General features: G+C 72.2%; 15 protein-coding genes. 9 read left to right on the forward strand and 6 right to left on the reverse strand.

Features of this window, described 5'->3' with window-relative positions:
* Window positions 1–78 precede the first annotated feature (78 nt).
* The 3 genes from ABZ887_RS21530 to ABZ887_RS21540 all read left to right on the forward strand — a co-directional run bounded on the left by ABZ887_RS21530 (window position 79) and on the right by ABZ887_RS21540 (window position 1916).
* Complete coding sequence (locus ABZ887_RS21530; protein WP_361291742.1) at window positions 79–903, forward strand: alpha/beta fold hydrolase; 825 nt, start codon at window positions 79–81, stop codon at window positions 901–903.
* A 135-nt stretch (window positions 904–1038) separates the two neighbouring features.
* The gene (locus tag ABZ887_RS21535) at window positions 1039–1386 is read left to right on the forward strand and encodes a metalloregulator ArsR/SmtB family transcription factor (RefSeq protein WP_361291744.1); all 348 of its coding nucleotides are present in this window, start codon (window positions 1039–1041) and stop codon (window positions 1384–1386) included.
* A gap of 5 nt (window positions 1387–1391) precedes the next feature.
* Window positions 1392–1916 carry an SRPBCC family protein gene (locus ABZ887_RS21540; protein ID WP_361291746.1) on the forward strand — a complete coding sequence of 175 codons (525 nt, stop codon included), beginning with the start codon at window positions 1392–1394 and terminating at the stop codon, window positions 1914–1916.
* A gap of 4 nt (window positions 1917–1920) precedes the next feature.
* Here the strand turns inward: ABZ887_RS21540 and ABZ887_RS21545 are convergent, their stop codons facing one another.
* From ABZ887_RS21545 to ABZ887_RS21565, 5 genes are all read right to left on the reverse strand, one after another.
* Complete coding sequence (locus ABZ887_RS21545) at window positions 1921–4737, reverse strand: NHLP bacteriocin export ABC transporter permease/ATPase subunit (RefSeq protein WP_361291748.1); 2817 nt, start codon at window positions 4735–4737, stop codon at window positions 1921–1923.
* A gap of 1 nt (window position 4738) precedes the next feature.
* On the reverse strand, window positions 4739–6961 hold the full coding sequence (locus tag ABZ887_RS21550) for an NHLP family bacteriocin export ABC transporter peptidase/permease/ATPase subunit (RefSeq protein ID WP_361291750.1): 2223 nt from the start codon (window positions 6959–6961) through the stop codon (window positions 4739–4741).
* Window positions 6958–7764: an HlyD family efflux transporter periplasmic adaptor subunit gene (locus tag ABZ887_RS21555; protein ID WP_361291752.1), complete on the reverse strand. Its 807-nt coding sequence runs from the start codon at window positions 7762–7764 to the stop codon at window positions 6958–6960. Before ABZ887_RS21555 ends, ABZ887_RS21550 begins: the two co-directional genes overlap by 4 nt.
* A 115-nt stretch (window positions 7765–7879) precedes the next feature.
* Window positions 7880–8095 (reverse strand): type A2 lantipeptide, encoded by a 216-nt coding sequence (locus ABZ887_RS21560; protein WP_351711832.1) that lies wholly within the window; start codon window positions 8093–8095, stop codon window positions 7880–7882.
* A 490-nt stretch (window positions 8096–8585) separates the two neighbouring features.
* Window positions 8586–8999 (reverse strand): PaaI family thioesterase, encoded by a 414-nt coding sequence (locus tag ABZ887_RS21565; protein ID WP_361291754.1) that lies wholly within the window; start codon window positions 8997–8999, stop codon window positions 8586–8588.
* Between the two features lie 207 nt (window positions 9000–9206).
* On the opposite strand from ABZ887_RS21565, the gene ABZ887_RS21570 reads away from it, so the two are divergent.
* The gene (locus ABZ887_RS21570) at window positions 9207–10604 is read left to right on the forward strand and encodes a S1 family peptidase (RefSeq protein ID WP_361291756.1); all 1398 of its coding nucleotides are present in this window, start codon (window positions 9207–9209) and stop codon (window positions 10602–10604) included.
* A 102-nt stretch (window positions 10605–10706) separates the two neighbouring features.
* Here ABZ887_RS21570 and ABZ887_RS21575 read toward each other — a convergent pair whose 3' ends face one another.
* Window positions 10707–12863, reverse strand: a complete 2157-nt coding sequence (locus ABZ887_RS21575; RefSeq protein ID WP_361291945.1) for a SpoIIE family protein phosphatase — start codon at window positions 12861–12863, stop codon at window positions 10707–10709.
* A gap of 305 nt (window positions 12864–13168) precedes the next feature.
* On the opposite strand from ABZ887_RS21575, the gene ABZ887_RS21580 reads away from it, so the two are divergent.
* The 5 genes from ABZ887_RS21580 (at window position 13169) to rfbD (ending at window position 19044) form a co-directional block, all read left to right on the forward strand.
* Window positions 13169–15613, forward strand: coding sequence for a SpoIIE family protein phosphatase (locus ABZ887_RS21580; RefSeq protein ID WP_361291758.1), 2445 nt, complete (start codon window positions 13169–13171; stop codon window positions 15611–15613).
* A 59-nt stretch (window positions 15614–15672) separates the two neighbouring features.
* Window positions 15673–15948 (forward strand): hypothetical protein, encoded by a 276-nt coding sequence (locus tag ABZ887_RS21585; RefSeq protein ID WP_361291761.1) that lies wholly within the window; start codon window positions 15673–15675, stop codon window positions 15946–15948.
* Between the two features lie 152 nt (window positions 15949–16100).
* Entirely contained in the window at window positions 16101–17168 is a 1068-nt protein-coding gene (locus tag ABZ887_RS21590) for a glucose-1-phosphate thymidylyltransferase (protein WP_361291763.1), read from the forward strand.
* Entirely contained in the window at window positions 17165–18163 is a 999-nt protein-coding gene (rfbB, locus tag ABZ887_RS21595; RefSeq protein WP_361291765.1) for a dTDP-glucose 4,6-dehydratase, read from the forward strand. Before ABZ887_RS21590 ends, rfbB begins: the two co-directional genes overlap by 4 nt.
* A complete protein-coding gene (gene rfbD, locus ABZ887_RS21600; RefSeq protein ID WP_361291767.1) occupies window positions 18163–19044 on the forward strand; it encodes a dTDP-4-dehydrorhamnose reductase in 882 nt (293 codons plus the stop codon). Before rfbB ends, rfbD begins: the two co-directional genes overlap by 1 nt.
* Window positions 19045–19155 lie beyond the last annotated feature (111 nt).

A 19155-nucleotide genomic window follows, 5' to 3' on the forward strand; every position in this document is an offset into this window, starting at 1 on the left:
ACGAAACGGTTTCGTACACATCGAGACTAGAGCACTTTCAGCGAAACGGCAACGTTTCGCTGGGGACGGAGACCGATCATGACCGACGGCATGCTCGCGGTGACCGGCGCGAACCTCTACTACGAGGTGCGGGGCGCCGGTCCGGCCCTCCTGATGATCAGTGGCGCGGGCGGCGACGCGGGCTACTACTCGACGGTCGCCGAGGACCTCGCGGACGCCTTCACCGTGATCACCTACGACCGGCGTGGCAACTCGCGCAGTACGGGCCGGAGCGGCACCCCGACGACCCTCGGTGAACAGGCGGCGGACGCCCGCGCGGTCGTCGAGGGCCTCGTCGGCGGCCGGGCGCTGGTGTTCGGCAGCAGTGCGGGCGCGATCATCGGCCTCGCCCTGGCCGCCCGGCATCCGGAGGCGGTGTCGGGGCTCATCGCCCATGAACCCCCGGCCGTGAACGTCCTGCCCGAGGGCGACCGGGCCCGCGACTTCTTCCCGGAGCTGGCCGCGGCCTACGCCGAAGGCGGCGCACCGGCGGCCGGCCGCCGCTTCGCGCAGGGGGTGCGCGGCGAGGGGACCTACCGCTGGCCGGACGACCTCTGGAAGCGGTTCCTCGGCAACCAGGACCACCTCTTCATCGCCGAGTGGCCTGCCCTGGCCGCCTTCCTCCCCGACGAGGAGGCCCTGCGCTCGGCCCCGTTCCCGATCGTGCTGGGAGCGGGCAGCGAGGACAGGGGCACGTACTACGCCCGCCCGTCGATCGAGATCGCCCGCCGGATCGGCGCGCAATGGGCGGAGTTCCCCGGGATCCACATGGAGTACCTGCGCGATCCGGCGAGGTTCGCGGCGGCGGTCCGGGTGCTGGTCACGATCCTGCACTGGAAGGAAGAGGCAAGCGCATCTGCCTAGGGGGCGGGGCTGTGTGCATATGCGGCTCCGCCGCGTGTGCGCGACCAGCCCCCACCGGTCTCAAGTGTTCGTGCAAGCCGTCGCACCTCTTTGTATTCCTTGACAGGAATATAGCTTGCTGGGCATATTAAACCCATGGCCACCGACACCCTCTGGGCCGCCCTCGCCGACCCCCACCGCCGCGCCATGGTCGGCCTCCTCCTCGCCCGCCCCCGGCCCGTCGGCGAGATCGTGGACGCCTGCGGCCTCAGCCAGCCGAGTACCTCCAAACACCTCAAGGTGCTGCGCGAGGCGGGCCTGGTCCGGGTACGACAGGACGCGCAGCGCCGCGTCTACGCCCTCGACCCGGCCCCCATCGCCGAGCTGGACGCCTGGCTGGCCCCCTACCGCCGGCTGTGGACCAGCAGCCTGGACGCGCTCGGACGCCGCCTCGACGAGACGGCGGACGACCCGGAAGAAACCTCCTCGAAGGCGAAGGACTGATCCCCGTGTCCGCCGAACTCACCGGTACCTACGTCACCCTCGACGACGGCCGCCCCGCCGTCCGCTTCAGCCGCGTCTACGGCCATCCGATCGACCGGGTCTGGCACTTCGTCACCGACCCCGACGAACTCGCCGCGTGGTTCCCCTCCCGCGCCGAGATCGACCTGCGCCCCGGCGGCGGCATCACGTTCACCGGCGACCCGAACATGCCCGGGTCGACCGGCACGGTCCTGGCCGTCGACCCGCCCCGGCACCTGTCCTTCGACTGGGGCGGCGACGAACTCCGCTTCGACCTCGCACCGGACGGCGAAGAGCACACCCGTTTCACCCTCACCCACGTCCTGGGCGAGGAGAACACCGCCGCCCGCAACAGCGCCGGCTGGGAGGTCTGCCTCTCCGCCCTCGACGCCAAGGCCCGCGGCGAGCGTCTCCAGGGCCCGCATGCCGGCGTCACCGCGCCCTGGAAGGAGTACTACCAGGGCTATCTGGACGCCGGCCTGCCTTCCGGCGCCCCGATTCCCGGCGCCTGACCCGTCACGCCAGCTGGCGTCGCACCAGCTCGTGCAGCCGCCCGCCGGTGTCGGCGAGCAGCTGGGCCGGCGGGCCCTGCTGGGCGACCTTGCCGTCCTCCATCACGATCACCCGGTCGGCGTCCATGACCGTCGACAGCCGGTGGGCGATCACGATCCGGGTGGCGTTCAGCTTGCGCGTGCTCTCGATGACCGTGCGCTGGGTGTCGTTGTCCAGGGCGCTCGTCGCCTCGTCGAAGAAGAGGATGCGGGGGCGCCGGATCAGCGCCTGGGAGATCATCAGCCGCTGCCGCTGGCCGCCCGAGATCGCGCCGCTCCCGGCGACGATCGTGTGCAGTCCCATCGGCATCCGTCTGATGTCCTCGGCCAGGCCCGCCATCTCGGCGGCCGCCATCGCCTCCTCCGGCGTGTACGGCTCGGTGCCGCAGATGACGTCCAGGATCGAGCCGGTGAACGGCTGGGCGTGCTGGAGCACCACGCCGCACTGGCGGCGGACCGCCGACTGGTCGAGGGCGCCCAGGTCCTGGCCGTCGTAGAGGACGCTTCCCGAGACCGGCTTGTCGAAGCCGATCAGCAGGCGCAGCAGCGTCGACTTGCCGCAGCCGCTGGGGCCGACGACCGCCACGAACTCGCCGGGGCGGATGTCGAAGGAGACGTCGTCCAGGACCAGGGGACCGTCGTCCGTGTACCGGAAGGAGAGGCGCCGGGCCTCGACGGCGCCGGACAGCGGGCCGGGGCGGGTGCTGGCGGTGCGGACCTCGGGGGCGGCCTCCAGGACCGGCTTGATCTCCTCGAACAGGGGGAGCGCGGCCACCGCCGACACGAAGGAGCCGGTCAGCTGGGTGACCGAGGTGAGCAGCATCGTCACCGACGTGTTGAAGGTGAGGAAGGCCGCCGCGTCCATGGCGCCCCGCGCCGGGCCGGCGAGCAGCATGAACATCAGGAGGGTGCAGACCGGGAGGTAGACCGAACCCAGCACGCTGGTGAGGTTCTTGATCCGGCCCACCTTCTGCTGGAGCTCCCGGCTGCGCGCGAACTCGCCCGCCCAGGCGGCGTACGCGTAGTTCTCGGCCGCCGCCACCCGCAGCTTGGGCAGGCCCCGCAGGGTCTGGAAGGCCTGGTTGTTCAGCTTGTTGCCGAGCATCACGAGCTTGCGCTGCCAGCGCACCTGCCACAGCCCGAGCCCCAGGAACAGGGCGGCGATGACGACCAGCATGCCCAGGGCCGCGAGCGCCATCGGCACGCTGTACCAGAACAGCAGGCCCAGGTTCATCGCCCCGACGGTCACCGACTGGGCGACCACCGGGCCGACCCCCGCCAGTAGCCGGCGGATCGCGCTGACACCCATCGCCGCGCTGGCCAGCTCACCGGTCGAGCGCTGGGTGAAGAACTTCGTCGGCAGCCTCAGCAGCCGGTCCCAGACGGCCGGTTGCAGGGTCGCCTCGATACGGCCCTCCAGGCGGAGGATGGTGAGGTTCTCCAGGAGGGTGAACGCGGCCGACACCACGGCGCTGATCATCACGGCCAGGCAGACCTGCACGATCAGGTCCGTCTGGGCCTTCGGCACGTAGTCGCCCAGCACCTTGCCGGTCGCGATCGGCACCAGCGAGCCGATCGCCACGGTCACCAGCCCGGCCAGCAGCAGACCGCCGAGGTCGCCGCGGGTGCCGCGCATGCTGAACCGGAGCAGGCCGAGCGGGCTGAGCGCCTTGTCGGGCAGCGGCCGGTAGAACATCACCGCGCGCGGCTCGAACTCCGCCGCGTTCGCCTTCTCGATCGGTGTCTCCCGGCCGGTCGCCGGGTGGACGGCCACATAGCCGCCGCGCCGCCACAGCAGCGCGACGGGAGCGCCGGACAGGGCGCGGTGCCCGACCAGCGGGCCGACGTTGTCGTGCCACCAGCGGCCGTCGAGGCGTACCGCCCGGGTCCGCACCCGGGAGGCGAGGGCCACCCGTTCGACCGGGTCGATGCGGTCGCTCTCGGTGCCGCTCTGCGCGGGCTCCGCGAGGGTGATGCCCGCGGCCTCGGCGACCAGTCTGCAGGCCGCGTAGGAGGCGTCGGCGTCGGCGGCCGTGGTGCGTTTGGCCGCCTTGCCGATGGACGCGAGGAGGGTCCGGTCGGCCTGCGCGCGGACCGCCTCACCGGCCTTGATGCCGGCCGCTGTTCGGGACTCGTGGGTGCGCTCCAGCTGCTCGATCCACCGGTCCAGGGTGGTCAGCAGCCGGTACTGCTGGTCGACCATGCTCTGCCACAGCGCCGGGTCCATCAGCAGGTCGGCGGCGGCCTCCGCGCCGTACAGCGAGCCGTACTGCACACTGCCCGGCGGCACCTGCATCCAGAAGACGTCGTCGTCGGTCGGGGCCGCGGCCCGCTCACTGGCGGTCATCGGGGCCTGGAAGAGGATGGACAGGCCGCGGCCGACGCCGAGGGCGAGGGCGTACTCCAGGGGGCTGGTGGCCGGCGGGACGTACTGGGGGTTGCCGTACGCGTCGTAGGACCAGGTCTGGGTGGGGGCGGGCTGGTGGAGCTCGCGCAGGCCGATGCGGTGCACCACGCAGTCCCGCAACGGGCGTGCCACCAGGGTGTGTTGCGGTCCCGCGACCGGGCCGAGCAGGAGCGAGCCCGCCTCCAGGCGGCCCAGGTGGTGCCAGTGGCCCTGCTGTTCGGCGTCCACCGCGAACAGGTCCAGGGCGCCGGACGCCACCAGCCACAGCGTCTGCGGGCCTTCGAGGTCGAGGCGGTTGATGCCGGCGCAGTCGATCCGGGCGCCCAGCGAGCCGAACGCGCCGAGTACGAGGTCGCCTTGGTCCACGGTCGTCATCTCATCGCTCCCTGACCAGCGCGGCGTACGCCCCGCCGTGTGCCACCAGCTCGTCGTGCCGCCCGCGTTCCACGACCGTGCCGTGCTGGAGCACCACGATCTCGTCGCTGTCGCGCACCGTGCTCAGCCGGTGCGCGATGACGACACAGGCGCAGCCGCGGCGGCGCAGGTTGTCCATGACGGTCAGCTCGGTCTCGGCGTCCAGGGCGCTGGTCACCTCGTCGAGGACCAGGATGCTGGGGCGGCGCACCAACGCCCGGGCGATCTCCAGGCGTTGGCGCTGGCCGCCGGAGAAGTTGCGGCCGTCCTGCTCGACCCTGCTGTGGATGCCGCCGGGCCGGCGCGCCACCACGTCGTACAGGGCCGCGTCCCGCAGCGCCTCTTCCACCGCCTCGTCCGGGATGGACGGGTCCCACAGCGCCACGTTGTCGCGTACCGACCCCTCGAAGAGGAAGACGTCCTGGTCGACGAAGGAGACGGAGGCGGCGAGGGCGCCGCGCGGGATGTCCTCCAGGCGCTGTCCGTCGATGCGGATCACGCCCTCCCAGGGGGAGTACAGGCCCGAGATCAGCCGGGAGACCGTGGACTTGCCGCTGCCCGAGCCGCCCACCAGGGCGACCTGGCGGCCGGGTCCGACGGTGAGGTCGAAGCCGGTGAGCAGCGGCTTGTCCAGCGGGCTGTAGCCGAAGGAGATGTTCTCCAGCTCGACGTGGCCCTGCAGTCGCCGGGTGGAGTCCCCGGCGCCGGGGCGGGCGTAGACCGGGTCCGCCTGGAAGTTCTCCACGTCCTTGAGGCGGGCCACGTCGGCCGCGAAGTCCTGGATACGGCCCGCGACGCCGTTGAGCCGGGTCAGCGGGGCGGTGAAGCGGGTGACCAGGGACTGGAAGGCGACCAGGAGACCGACCGAGATGCCGCCCTCGACCGCCCGCATACCGCCGATCCACAGGATCAGCGCGCTGTTGAGGGTCGCGAGCGTCGGGGCCACCACGCCCAGCCAGGCGCTCGGCACGCCGAGCCGCTGCTGCTCCTCCAGCGTGCTCGCGTGCTGTCCGGCCCACCTGCGGAAGTAGCCGTCCTCGCCGCCGGTGGCCTTCATCGTCTCGATCAACTGCAGGCCGGTGTAGGAGGTGTTGGTGAGCCGGGCGGTGTCCGCGCGCAGCTTGGCGGTCCGGGTCGCGCGCAGCCGTACGACGAGCCGCATCGCCACGATGTTCAGCAGGGCCACGCCGATGCCGAGGAAGGTGAGCTGTGCGTCGTAGGTGTAGAGGAGCACCGCGTAGAGGACGACGACCACCGCGTCCACGCCGGCCGCGGCGAGGTCGCGGGCCAGGGTCTCGGCGACCTGGTCGTTGGACTGCAGGCGCTGCACCAGGTCGGCCGGGCTGCGCTGGGCGAAGAAGGTCACCGGCAGCCGCAGCAGGTGGCGCAGGAAGCGGGCGCTGGAGAGGGTGGAGGAGACGATCCGGCCGTGCAGCAGGTTCGCCTGCTGCAGCCAGGTCAGCACCAGGGTGAGCAGGACGCAGGTGCCCATCGCGGCGAACAGCACGGTGAGCAGCGAGGTCTGGCCGCCGATGAGGAACAGGTCGATGTACTGGCGGCTGAGCGCGGGCACCGCCGCGCCCACCAGCACCAGCAGCAGGCTGGCCAGGACGGCGGCGGGCATGGTGCCTGCGGTGCCGCGCAGCCGGGCCGGCATCGCGCCCAGGACGCCCGGCCGCCGGCCGCCCCGCTCGAAGCCGTCGCCCGGCTCCAGGGTCAGCACGACTCCGGTGAAGCTGCCGTCGAACTCCTCCATGGGCACGAACCGGCGCCCCTTGGCGGGGTCGTTGACGTAGACGCCCCGGCGGCCGAACCGGCGGCCCATGCCGTCGTAGACGACGTAGTGGTTGAACTCCCAGAACAGGATCGCCGGCCCCTGCACGTCGGCGAGGGCGGCCAGGTCCATCTGCATGCCCTTGGCGGTGAGGCCGTAACTGCGGGCCGCCTTCAGCAGGTTGCTGGCGCGCGAGCCGTCGCGCGAGACACCGCAGGCGATGCGCAGCTCCTCCAGCGGGACATGCCGGCCGTAGTGGCCGAGGACCATGGAGAGGGAGGCGGCGCCGCACTCGACGGCCTCCATCTGGAGCACGGTGGGCGTGCGGACCGTCCGGCCGCGGCCCTTGGGGACCGGTCGCTTGGGCGGGGCGGCACGCCGGCGGCCGCGGGTCTCCTGGGCGGTGGTCACGGGAGCAGCCAATCGACGGGACGCTGGTCGGCCAGCCGGATCGAACCCGAGGCCAGGGTCATGGAGTCGAGCCGGAACGGCGGCCCGTCCGCCGAGGACCACTTGTAGCCGCTCTTCGTGCTGCTCGACGTGTCCAGCCGGACCAGGACGGCCACCGGGCGGCCCTTCTTGGTGAACTGCTCGCCCAGCTGGCTGTCCCCGAGGAACGCGGCGATCGACTGGGCCGACTGGGCGGAGCGGTCCACCGACTTCACATGGCCGCGCAGCACGCCGTACTCCTGCGTCGACACCGACGACACGGTCAGGTCGACCCGGGCGTCGGCCGGTATGGAGGAGGCGTTCTCGGCGGGGACGTAGACCGTCGCGTACAGCGGGTCCGAGGCGTGGGCGATCTTCTCCACGGCGGCGACGTTCGCGCCGGTCTGGATGATCTGCCCGATGGTCGCGGCGAGCGCGCTGATCCGGCCCGCGGCGACCGTGCGCACGACCGAGTCGCCCTCGCTGGTGTGCACCTTGAGGACGGGGGAGTTCGCCGGCAGGCGTTCACCCTGTTCGGCGAGGACCGCCGTGACCTGCCCGGCGACCGGGCTCTGCAGGATGTAACTGCCCTGCCCGTGGGTGAGGATGGCCTGCGCGCCCACCGTGGAGGCGACCGAGCCGGTCACCGCCCACACCGAGGCCGCCGCGATCACGACGACCGAGACGGACAGCGCGAGCCAGCCCTGCGGACGGGCGAAACGTACGGGGAGATCGAGCTCCTCCGGTGACTGGAGCTTGGCGAGGGCCTGTTGGCGGAACTGCACGGAACTTCCCTCACCTAGGGGAGAGGCGCTGGAGTTTCAGGGGATGCCCCTGGGCATCCGAGAGTCCCGGAGCAGCCGGGTTGCGGCTCCGGGACTCAACGGCAACGAGGTGCGATCAGAGACCGGCGACCAGGTTGGTGACCGGCTGGGTGTTCAGGCCGGTGACACCCTCGACGGTGCCGACGACCGTGTTGACCAGGCCGGAAACCGGGGCGACGCCGTCCACCAGGCCGGTGACGGTGCCGAGGGCGTTGAGGGACAGGCCGCCGGAGACGTTGTCGAGCTCGGCGTCGGAGATCTCGACGGTCTCGACCTGGGGGGTGGAGTTCATGATGGAACTTCCCTTCATATGGATATTCACAAGGGGGGAGCGGCCCCCCGACGCCCTTCAGGGACGAACAACGGCCCTTGGGGGACGAGCGGACGGCCGTGACCGCGGGCGCCGGACGCCCGTTTCCGGGAGCCTCGGCGGCCCCTGCGGTGCGATGGATCAAAGCACGCCCGCGGTCCGTGCTTCCAATCAACCAGGCGCCTCACCAGGGAACTTGGGCCGCAGAAGGGCTCATCCGTGCAGGCGCGCGCACCGCTTGTCGGCGACTCCTTCACAAGCCGCACGACTTCGCCCCTGCCGCACGGCTTGCCTGCCCCGCGGCGAATCCGGCACTCCGGGCCAAGGGCACGGCAGGGGGCGCGCGGTTGTGCAGATCCGCCACTCCCCGTGCCTTGCTTGGGTATGGGATGTGCAGATTCCCTGAAGCAAGGATTCCGGTCCGTGATCGCAACGGACCGTCATTGACCGGTTGCTGAACGTGTCGGTTCGGTCAGCCCAGAAGTGCGTAGACCGTGCTCGCCCGGGCCGCGAGCGCACCCGACCTGTGATCGCTCATCGTGATGTCGGCGAACGCCATCCGGCGGCCCAGTTTCGTCAGCACCGCTTCGATCAGGACATCCGAACCGGTCACCGCACGCTGGAACGAGGTCGACTGCTGCACGGTCGTCATGGGGACGAAGCCGCCCCGGGCCGCCGAGACCGCGATCACCGTCGCCGTGTCGGCCGCCGCCATCAGCGCCTGCCCCGACAGCCCGCCGCCCTCCCTGGACAGCCGCTCCGACCAGGGCAGACGCAGAGTCGCCCGGTCCTCGCCCAGCGCCTCGACGGCCAGTTGGAGGTCGAGCACCCAGGGGGCGAAGTTGGCGGAGAGGATCTTGTCGGCTTCGGCGGTGGTCATCGTCATATGGGGGATTGTTCCCGCGTCGGCGCCCCGGCACGCGGACCTGGTCCGCCACGGGCGCGCCATGGCCGATTCATCACCGGGTCAAGGAAGTTGGCAAACGGAATTGAACGCACCACGTGACCCGCCCGTACCTATGGCCATCCAGGCGCCGCTCACGAACGACTGCCCCGCAACGGCAGACACTCCGTCCCTTGGAGGTCGAGAAGTTTGAGTCACAAGCGAATTCCGAAGCGCAAGGCCGCTATCGCGGTGGGCGGTGTCGCGGCGCTCGGCGCTGCGGCGTTTCTGCTGCCGATGGCCAACGCGTCTCAGGACAACGCCTCCGGCGCCACCACCGCTGCCCCCAAGACCCTGAAGGCGACCGACGCCTCGGACCTTGCCTCGCAGCTGCAGGACCTGCTGGGCCAGGCCTTCGCCGGGTCCTACTACGACAGCGGCAAGCAGCAGCTCGTCGTCAACGTCATCAGCGGCGACAACAACATCGTCGTCCAGGCCGAGCAGGCCGGCGCGGTCGTGCGCCAGGTGCAGAACAGCACCTCCGAACTGGCGGCCGTCGCCCAGACCCTGAAGACCAAGGCGACCATCCCGGGCACCGCCTGGGCCGTCGACCCGAAGACCAACAAGGTCGTGGTCACCGCCGACTCCACCGTCACCGGCTCCAACTGGGACACGCTGGAGTCGACGGTCCAGAGCCTCGGCTCGAACATGGCGACCCTCAAGAAGTCGTCGGGCACCTTCAAGACCCTCGTCTCCGGCGGCGACGCGATCTTCTCCCAGGTGCAGGACGGCACCGTCCGCTGCTCCCTCGGCTTCAACGTCACCGCCTCGGACGGCACCCCCGCCTTCCTGACGGCCGGTCACTGCGGGGTCGCGGCCAAGGACTGGTCCGACTCCGAGACCGGCCAGCCGATCGCCACCGTGGACCAGGCCCAGTTCCCGGGCGCCGGTGACTTCTCGCTCGTCAAGTACAACGACCCCACCACCCAGACGACGAGCGACGTCAACATAGGCAACGGCCAGACCGTCGCCATCAACCAGGCCGTCGACGCCACCGTCGGCGAGACCGTGTTCCGGATGGGCTCCACCACCGGGCTGCACGACGGCCAGGTCACCGGCCTCGACGCCACCGTCAACTTCCAGAGCGAGACCGACCCCAACGGTGTCGACACCGTCACCGGTCTCATCCAGACCAACGTCTGCGCCGAGGCCGGCGACAGCGGCGGCTCGCTGTTCACCCAGGACGGCGGCGCGGTCGGCATGACCTCCGGCGGCAGCGGCGACTGCACCTCCGGCGGCGAGACCTTCTTCCAGCCGGTGACCACCGCCCTCCAGGCGACCGGCGCGACCCTCGGCGACGCGGGCGCGGGCGCCGGTGACGCCGGTGCCACGGCCGACCCGTCCGCCACCGCCGGTGACGAGACCGGCGCCGGCGACCAGGCCGGCGGCGACCAGATCGGCGGCACCGCCGACCCGTCCGCCACGGCCGGCGACCAGACCGGCACGGGTGACGAGACCGGTACCGGCGACGAGACCGGCACGGGTGACGAGACGGGCACGGGCGACCTGTCCGGGACCGGCGCGGACGGCACCACGTCGTCCAACTGACCCATCGCGCGGCCAACCAGCGGTTCCGGCCGACGGTGGACGGTCCGGCCCTCCGGCGGGAGGGCCGGACCGAATCGCGTCCGGCTCGGGGCCGGGCGAGGTTCAGCCGTCGGCCTCCGCCCGCAGCAACAGCACCGCGACATCGTCGACACGCTCCTGCGCCGCCGCACTGTGCCGCACGAGCGTGTCGGCGAGCTTGTCCAGCGGCTGGTCGCCGCTCTCCGAGAGCAGTTCCCCCAGGTCGACCAGCGCGTCCTCGATGTCCACACCGGGGGACTCGACCAGCCCGTCGGTGTAGAGGGCGAGCACCGAGCCCGGCGCCAGCGACACCTCGGTCGTCGGGTACGTCGCCTCCGCGTCGATGCCCAGCAGCGGGCCCCCGGCCAGGTCGAGGACCCGTACCCGCCCGTCCGGACGCCTCAGCAGCGGCGGCGGGTGCCCCGCCCGGGCCATCACCGCACGCCCCTGCTCCGGGTCCAGCCGCAGGTACAGACAGCTCGCGAACAGATCGGCGCCGGAGTCGATCAGCAGCCGGTTGGTGCTGCGCATCACCTCCGCCGGCGTCTGCCCGACACTCGTGAACGCCCGTACGCCGGTACGGATCTGGCCCATCAGCCCGGCCGCCGTCACGTTGTGCCCCTGTACGTCCCCGATCACCGCCGCTGCCTGCGGCCGGGTGGGCACCAGGTCGTAGAAGTCGCCGCCGATCTCCATGCCGTGCATGGCCGGCAGATAACGGGCGGCCGCCTCGATACCCGACGGCGGAGCCAGCGAGTGCGGCAGCAGGGCCGCCTGGAGACCGTGGGCCAGCTGGTTCTTCGCGTCGTAGAGCAGGGCCCGCTCCAGCGCCTGCGCGATCAGCCCGCCGAGGCTGGTGAGCACGGCACGCTCGTCGGCGGGGAAGGCGTGCGGCTCGGCGTAGGCGAGGACACAGGTGCCCACCGGCCGGCCCGACGCGATCAGTGGCAGATACGCCCAGGCCGCGAACCCGTCCGGGGTCTCGGGCCGGTCCGGATACAGCCGCTCCAGCTGCTGCCTCGACTCGAAGAACGCCGGCACGCCGGTGTTCAGGACATGGGTGCCGGGCGTCCGCTCGGCCAGCGGAAGGCCGTCGAAGCGCTCCACGATCCGCGGATCCTCGTACCCGCGATGCCCCAGCACGTGCAGCCGCCCACCGCGTGACCCGAGGATCACCAGGGCCTGGCTGCCGACGGCCGGGGCGACCTCGTCCGCCACCAGCTGCACCACGTCCTGCACCCCGACGGCCTCGGTCAGCGCCCCGGCCAGGCTCAGCACCTGGGAGATGGTGACCAGCCGGGGGGACGGCGTCGCATCCGCGCGCGGCGCCGCGCCCACCATCTCGGCGACCGCCCGGGCCCGGCTGATCCGGGTGGTCAGCCCGGTCGTGCTCGGATACATCCGGAACGACAGCCAGTCGCCCGGCGGCTTCAGTGCCACGAACGACGTCACATGCTGGCTGATCAGCGCCGCCCGGTAACGGTCCTCGTACATCGGGTCGTTCAGCCACGGCACCGAGACCCACGGCTGGGTGCCGAGCAGATCGTCGACGTGCACGCCGAGCAGCTCGCCCGCCGCCTCGTTGGCGAAGGCGACCCGCCCGTGCAGATCGAGCGAGGCCAGCCCGTACGGCAGCCGCCCGACCATCCGCGCCGCCTCCACCGTGCCCAGCGTGCCCGCCACGCCGGACGGCGGCGCCGCCAGCAGATCGGGCTCGGTACGCAGCAGCCGGTTCTCCCGCGCGGCCCGCTCCAGCCGCACCGCCAGCCGGCCGCACCCCGCGGTCAGCGACGCCCGCTCCCGGTCGGACAGCACCGTCGGATGGGCGCCGGGCCAGGTCACGTACACCGCCCCGTACACCGTGTCCGCCGTCGCCACGGGCAGCGCGGCCAGCGCGAACGCGTACGGCAGCACCACCGCGATGCGCGGGTACCGGCGCGCCATGTCCTCCTCGCCGCCCACCCACACCAGCCGCCGCTCCCGCACCGCCTCCGCGACCGGGATCGGGGAGGTCAGCCCGACCCGCTCCCAGGGCGCCACGAACGCCCGGGGCAGACCCGCCGTCACCGCCATCTCCAGGACCGGCTCGTCGGCCGCCAGCAGATAGACCGCGCCGGAGTGCGCCTGGACCTCCTCCATCATCGAGGCCAGCGCCAGCGACAACAGCGGCCGGCCGGAGCCGGTGCCGGCGGCCGCAGGCACCTCGACGCCCGGCCCCGCTCCCGCCGGAGGCGCCCCCATCCCGTCGGACACGCCCGACCACCTCCTCGTCCGGCCGCGCGTCGCGTCCTCGGGATCAAGGCTCCCTCGTGGCGGCGACCGGCGCACGGCGAGCGGGACGGAGACGCACGCGCCGGGCCACCCGCGGGTACCCCCGTTCGCCCCGGCACATTCCCGCACGGCCGCAGTCACGTCCGGGACGCAGGCGCCGCGCGGGGCGCCCGGGGCACGACATGTTCGGTGCGTTTCGGGCGCACTCGCCCCCCGCCCTCCACGGAACGGTCACAGGGGCTGCGCAGACGCCTCATAAGCGCTGTAATGGCGGCGTGGTCAGTGAGGGCGCTGCGGTACGCGGAACGAGAACCGATCGCGCCGAAATCGCCCTCGAAACGCTCACTGGCGATCCCGGCGCACCCGATCGGCTCCGGCGCGTTCTCGAACAGGCACTGGTGTTCGCCGGCGCGGCCTTCGCCGGGGCGTACGCGCCCGGCGACGACGGCACCGTGCTGCGCCTCGCCGAGTCGGCGGGCCTGCCCCGCACCCTCTACGGACTGCGCGACGCCTACCCGGCCGTCGGGCGGTCCCCGGCGGCCGAGGCGTACGGCACCGGGCGGCCCGTCCTGCTCGGCCCCGACGAGCTGGCCGACTGCCCGGAGGCGCGACGCACCCCGTCCCAGGAGTTCTGGCTGGCCGTCGTCCCGCTGCCCGGCGGCACCGGACTCCTCGTCGCCGTCAGCGAGCGGGACGACGGCTTCGGCCCCGAGGACCGGGCCTGCCTGGACCTGGTCGCCGGGGCGGTCGCCCTGCCCGCTCCGCTCCCCTCGGCCACGGACACCGGCGAACTGCCCGCCGACGCCTTCAGCCTCGCCATGGACACCGGCCGGATCGCCGTCGGCGACGGCATCCTCGACCTGTTCCGGATGGGCCGGGACGAGTTCGACGGCAAGGTCGAGACGCTGCTGGGCCGTACCGTGCCCGAGGACCTGCCCGCCCTCATGTCCGTCGTCGAGGCCGACCACATGTCCATCGGCGACCGCGAGCTGGAGTTCCGGATCCTGCAGCCCTCGGGCCCGCCCAAGTGGCTGCGGCTGCGCGGCCGGCTGGTCCCCGGCGGCGAGGGGCGCCCGGCCCGGCTGGCCGGCACCGTCGCCGACGCCTCCACGCTCCGCTCGGACGTCACCGACGTGGCCCGCGTGCAGCAGCTGGCCGCCGCCCTGGCCACCGCCGGCACCGTCAAGGACGTCAGCCAGGCCGTGGTCACCGCCCTGCGCGCGCCGCTCAAGGCGGACCGGATCGCCCTGGCCGAGCTGGAGAACGAGCGCCTGGTCGTCATCGTCCTCGACCCGCCCGACGCCGAGTGCTGGCCCGAACTCTGGCGCAGGGAGTGGCGCACCGAATGGCCCGACGCACCCGTGCGCGCCATGCCCACCCTCGCCACCGCACTGCGCGAGGGCCGGGCCCAGATCTGGCCCGCGGGCGCCGCCCTGGAACCCGCGCTCGCCGAGGTCGGCCCCGGCGGCCTCGCCATCCTTCCGCTGCCCGCCGGCGGCCGGATGGCCGGCGCCTGCCTGATCGGCTGGGACAGCCCGCACGACTTCGGCCCCGACGAACGCGCCCTGCTCACCGCCTCCGCCGGCCTCGCCGGCGAGGCCCTGATGCGCGCCCACTCCTTCGACGCCGAGCACGAGCTCGTCGGGATGCTCCAGCGCGCCCTCCTGCCGCGCCGGCTGCCCGACCTGCCCGGCGGCGAGGCCGTCGCCCGCTACCTGCCCACCACCGTCGGCCTGGAGGTCGGCGGCGACTGGTACGACGTGATCCCGCTGACCGACAACCACGTGGCCCTCGTCATCGGCGACGTCCAGGGCCACAACGCGAGCGCCGCCGCCCTGATGGGCCAGATGCGCACCGCCCTGCGCGCCTACGCCGCCGAGGGCCACACCCCCGACGTCGTCGTCTCGCACGCCAACCGGCTCCTCCTGGACATGGAGAGCGACCTCTTCGCCACCTGCTGCTACGTCGACGTCGACATGGAGGACGGCACCGCCTGGTGCGTGCGCGCCGGACACCTGCCGCCCGTCCTGCGCCACCCGGACGGCGCCACGCTGATCACCGAGACCGAGGGCGGCCCCCCGCTCGGCGTGCTCGGCCAGACCGAGTTCCCGATGACCCAGCTCAGCCTGCGCCCCGGCACCGTGCTCGCGCTCACCACCGACGGCATGGTCGAGTCACCCGACGCCGACATCGACGACGGCATGGAGCGCTTCGCCCGCGACCTCGCCGGCACCGACCCCGCCCAGCTGGGCCTGGCCGCCGACGCTCTGCTCGGCAACGCACACCGCGCCGACGACGTCGCCCTGCTGCTGATGCGCTACGACGGGATGGCCGTCCGCCCGCTGCGCGAGAGCTGGACGGTGTGGCGGGTCCCCGAGGCCGCCCGGCACGCCCGCCGCTTCAGCCGCCGGGTGCTGCGCTCCTGGGGTGTGACCGACGAGTCGATGGACACCGCCCTGCTGGTGGTCTCCGAACTCGTCACCAACGCCCTCATCCACACCGACGGACCGGTCCGGCTCGACCTGACCCTGGTCGACCACCGGCTGCGGATCGCCGTCGCCGACGCCTCGCCGCGCAGCCCGGTGAAGCCCACCAACATCGGCTGGGAGGCCACCGGCGGGCGCGGCATCCTCCTGGTGGAGGCCATGGCGGTGGCCTGGGGGACGGTGCCGGCCAGCGGCGGCAAGCAGGTGTGGGCGGACCTCGTGCTGGAGGACTGAACCCCGCCGGCCCCCGCTCTCGACAGGCGGCGCGGGCCGACCCTCCTTAGTGTCCTTACGTGGCACACACCTTCGAAGAACTCGTGGCGAAGCACCGCGCGGCCGACGCGGCCCACGACACGGTCCTGGAACTGCGGGACACCTACGGGCCACCGGCCCGGCAGCAGCCCGGCGGCGCCCAGTCGGAGACCTACGAGACCGCCCTGCGCGCCTGGCGCGACCTGGCCCGCGACGAACTGACCGCGGTGAACGAGTACGCCCGGGACGAGGGCCGGTCGCGGGCCGAGATCGAGGCGGCGGTGGAACGCGCGGCGGCCCGGCCGGAGAGCTCTTGAACCATTCCTTAACCATGGGACAAACCGGGCTGGATGCCCACTGCAGGGGCACCTCGCGGTCATGTGGCGTCCGCATCAGAGCCATACTGTCGTAACCCATCAGGAAAACAGAAGAACGTCTCAATCGGATGTTCACCTATAAGGTGTAGCGAATGAAGGCTTTGGTGCTCTCCGGCGGTGCCGGAACCCGGCTGCGGCCGATCACCCACACATCGGCGAAACAGCTCGTACCGGTGGCGAACAAACCCGTGCTGTTCTACGGGCTCGAATCCCTTGCCGCCGCGGGCGTCACCGAGGTCGGGATGATCGTCGGCGACACCGCCGCCGAGATCGAGGAGGCGGTCGGCGACGGGTCGAAGTTCGGCCTGGACGTCACCTACATCCCGCAGGAGCGCCCGCTGGGCCTGGCCCACGCGGTCCTGATCGCGCACGAGTTCCTCGGCGACGACGACTTCGTCATGTACCTCGGCGACAACTTCATCGTCGGCGGCATCAGCGGACTGGTCGACGAGTTCCGCGAGACCCGCCCCGACGCCCAGATCCTCCTCACCCACGTGCCCAACCCGCGCGCCTTCGGTGTCGCCGAGCTGGACGCCGACGGCCAGGTGGTCGGCCTGGAGGAGAAGCCGCAGGAGCCCAAGAGCGACCTCGCCCTGGTCGGCGTCTACCTCTTCACGCCCGCCATCCACGACGCCGTGCGCGCCATCAAGCCGTCCTGGCGCGGCGAGCTGGAGATCACCCACGCCATCCAGCACCTCATCGACCAGCGCGCCGACGTGCGCTCCACGGTGATTAAGGGCTACTGGAAGGACACCGGCAACGTCGTCGACATGCTGGAGGTCAACCGGACCGTCCTGGAGGCCCAGGAGCCGCGCATCGACGGCGAGGTCGACGAGACCAGCCAGATCGTCGGCCGCGTGGTCGTCGAGGCCGGTGCGCGCGTCAGCAACTCCCGGATCGTCGGCCCGGTCGTGATCGGCGCCGGGACCGTCGTCGGCGACTCCTACGTGGGCCCCTTCACGTCGATCGCCGAGAACTGCCGGATCACCGAGAGCGAGCTGGAGTTCTCCATAGTGCTGCGGGACTCCTCCATCGACGGGGTGGGCAGGATCGAGTCCTCGCTGATCGGCCGGCATGTCGAGGTGACCCCGGCGACCGGCACCCCCAGCGCCCACCGCCTCGTTCTCGGAGACCACAGCAAGGTGCAGATCCGTTCATGAACCTCCTCGTCACCGGCGCCGCCGGCTTCATCGGCTCCACGTACGTCCGCGGCCTGCTCGCCGCCGACGCGCCCGACGCGCCGCACATCACCGTGCTGGACAAGCTCACCTACGCGGGCACGCTGACGAACCTGCCCGCGTCGCACCCCCGCCTGACCTTCGTGCAGGGCGACATCTGCGACGCCGAGCTGGTCGACAGGCTCATGGCGGAGGCCGACCAGGTCGTGCACTTCGCGGCAGAGTCGCACGTCGACCGCTCCATCGACGGCGCCGGCGCGTTCGTCCGCACCAACGTGGTCGGCACCCAGACCCTCCTGGACGCGGCCCTGCGGCACGGTGTCGGACCGTTCGTGCACGTCTCCACCGACGAGGTCTACGGCTCCATCGAGACCGGCTCCTGGCCCGAGAGCCACCCGCTCCAGCCGAACTCGCCGTACTCCGCCTCCAAGGCCTCCTCGGACCTGCTCGCGCTGGCCTTCCACCGCACCCACGGCCTGGACGTCCGCGTCACCCGCTGCTCCAACAACTACGGGCCGCACCAGTTCCCCGAGAAGGTCATCCCGCTCTTCGTGAGCAACCTCCTCGACGGCAGGAACGTGCCCCTGTACGGCGACGGCAGCAACGTCCGCGACTGGCTGCACGTCGAGGACCACTGCCAGGGCATCGACCTGGTCCGCACCGGCGGCCGTCCCGGCGAGGTCTACAACATCGGCGGCGGCACCGAGCTCAGCAACAAGGAGCTCACCGGGCTGCTCCTGGACGCCTGCGGCGCCGACTGGGACCGCGTCGACCGCGTCGCCGATCGCAAGGGCCACGACCAGCGCTACTCCGTCGACTGGAGCAAGATCCACGACGAGCTGGGCTACACCCCCAAGCACGACTTCACCTCCGGCCTCGCCGACACCGTCGCCTGGTACCGCGACAACCGGGACTGGTGGGAGCCGCTCAAGGAGCGCGCCGCCCTGGAGTCCCGCAAGGAGCAGGGGAAGCACTGATGAAGTGGCTCGTCGCCGGAGCGGGCGGCATGCTCGGCCACGACGTGGTCGAGGAACTCACCCGCCGGGGTGCGGAGGTCGTGGCCCTCGGCCGCGCCGACCTCGACATCACCAGCGCCGACTCGGTGGAGTCCGCAGTCGCCGGGCACCAGCCCGACCTGGTGGTGAACTGCGCCGCGTACACGGCCGTCGACGACGCCGAGACCGACGAGGAGCGGGCTCTGCTGATCAACGGCGAGGGGCCGCGCCTGCTGGCCCGTGCCGCCGCCCGGCACGGCGCCCGCCTCGTCCACGTCTCGACGGACTACGTCTTCGACGGCGCGGCCCGCACCAGCCCGTATCCCGAGGACCATCCGACGGACCCGCGCACCGCCTACGGGCGCACCAAGCTCGCGGGCGAGCGGGCCGTCCTGGCGGAGCTGCCGGGCGCCAGCGCGGTGGTCCGCACGGCCTGGCTGTACGGCACGCACGGGAAGAACTTCGTGCGCACGATGATCGAGCTGGAGTCCCGCCGGGACACCCTCGACGTCGTCGACGACCAGCGCGGCCAGCCCACCTGGAGCGCCGACCTGGCCGCCCGGATCGCCGACCTGGGCCCCCGCCTCGGCCGGGACGGGCGCGCGCACGGCGTGTTCCACGGCACCAACTCCGGTGCGGCCACCTGGTGCGAGCTGGCCCGGGAGGTGTTCCGGCTGCTCGGCGCCGACCCGGAGCGGGTGCGCCCCACCACCAGCGAGGCGTTCGTCCGCCCGGCACCCCGCCCCGCCTACAGCGCCCTCGGGCACGACCGGTGGGCCGAGGTGGGTCTGGAGCCGCTGCGGGACTGGCGGCAGGCCCTTGAGGAGGGGCTGCCGCTCATCCGCAAGGAGATACCCGCATAAGGCACTTCGCACCGATGCGCCGCAGGGCGGCCGACCGCTCACCGAGCAGGTCGGCCGCCCTGCGGCGTTCGGAAATACCGGAGCCCGCCGGTCTTTTTCACAGGACGCCGT

The sequence above is a fragment of the Streptomyces sp. NPDC047061 genome, from assembly GCF_040643955.1.
GTDB lineage: Bacteria > Actinomycetota > Actinomycetes > Streptomycetales > Streptomycetaceae > Streptomyces.

Excerpts from the sequence above, each read along its gene's own strand:
- ABZ887_RS21565 (WP_361291754.1), bottom strand. The coding sequence starts at position 8,999 with ATGACGATGACCACCGCCGAAGCCGACAAGATCCTCTCCGCCAACTTC.
- ABZ887_RS21575 (WP_361291945.1), bottom strand. The coding sequence starts at position 12,863 with ATGGGGGCGCCTCCGGCGGGAGCGGGGCCGGGCGTCGAGGTGCCTGCG.
- ABZ887_RS21535 (WP_361291744.1), top strand. The coding sequence starts at position 1,039 with ATGGCCACCGACACCCTCTGGGCCGCCCTCGCCGACCCCCACCGCCGC.
- ABZ887_RS21590 (WP_361291763.1), top strand. The coding sequence starts at position 16,101 with ATGAAGGCTTTGGTGCTCTCCGGCGGTGCCGGAACCCGGCTGCGGCCG.
- ABZ887_RS21530 (WP_361291742.1), top strand. The coding sequence starts at position 79 with ATGACCGACGGCATGCTCGCGGTGACCGGCGCGAACCTCTACTACGAG.
- ABZ887_RS21560 (WP_351711832.1), bottom strand. The coding sequence starts at position 8,095 with ATGAACTCCACCCCCCAGGTCGAGACCGTCGAGATCTCCGACGCCGAG.
- rfbD (WP_361291767.1), top strand. The coding sequence starts at position 18,163 with ATGAAGTGGCTCGTCGCCGGAGCGGGCGGCATGCTCGGCCACGACGTG.
- ABZ887_RS21545 (WP_361291748.1), bottom strand. The coding sequence starts at position 4,737 with ATGACGACCGTGGACCAAGGCGACCTCGTACTCGGCGCGTTCGGCTCG.
- rfbB (WP_361291765.1), top strand. The coding sequence starts at position 17,165 with ATGAACCTCCTCGTCACCGGCGCCGCCGGCTTCATCGGCTCCACGTAC.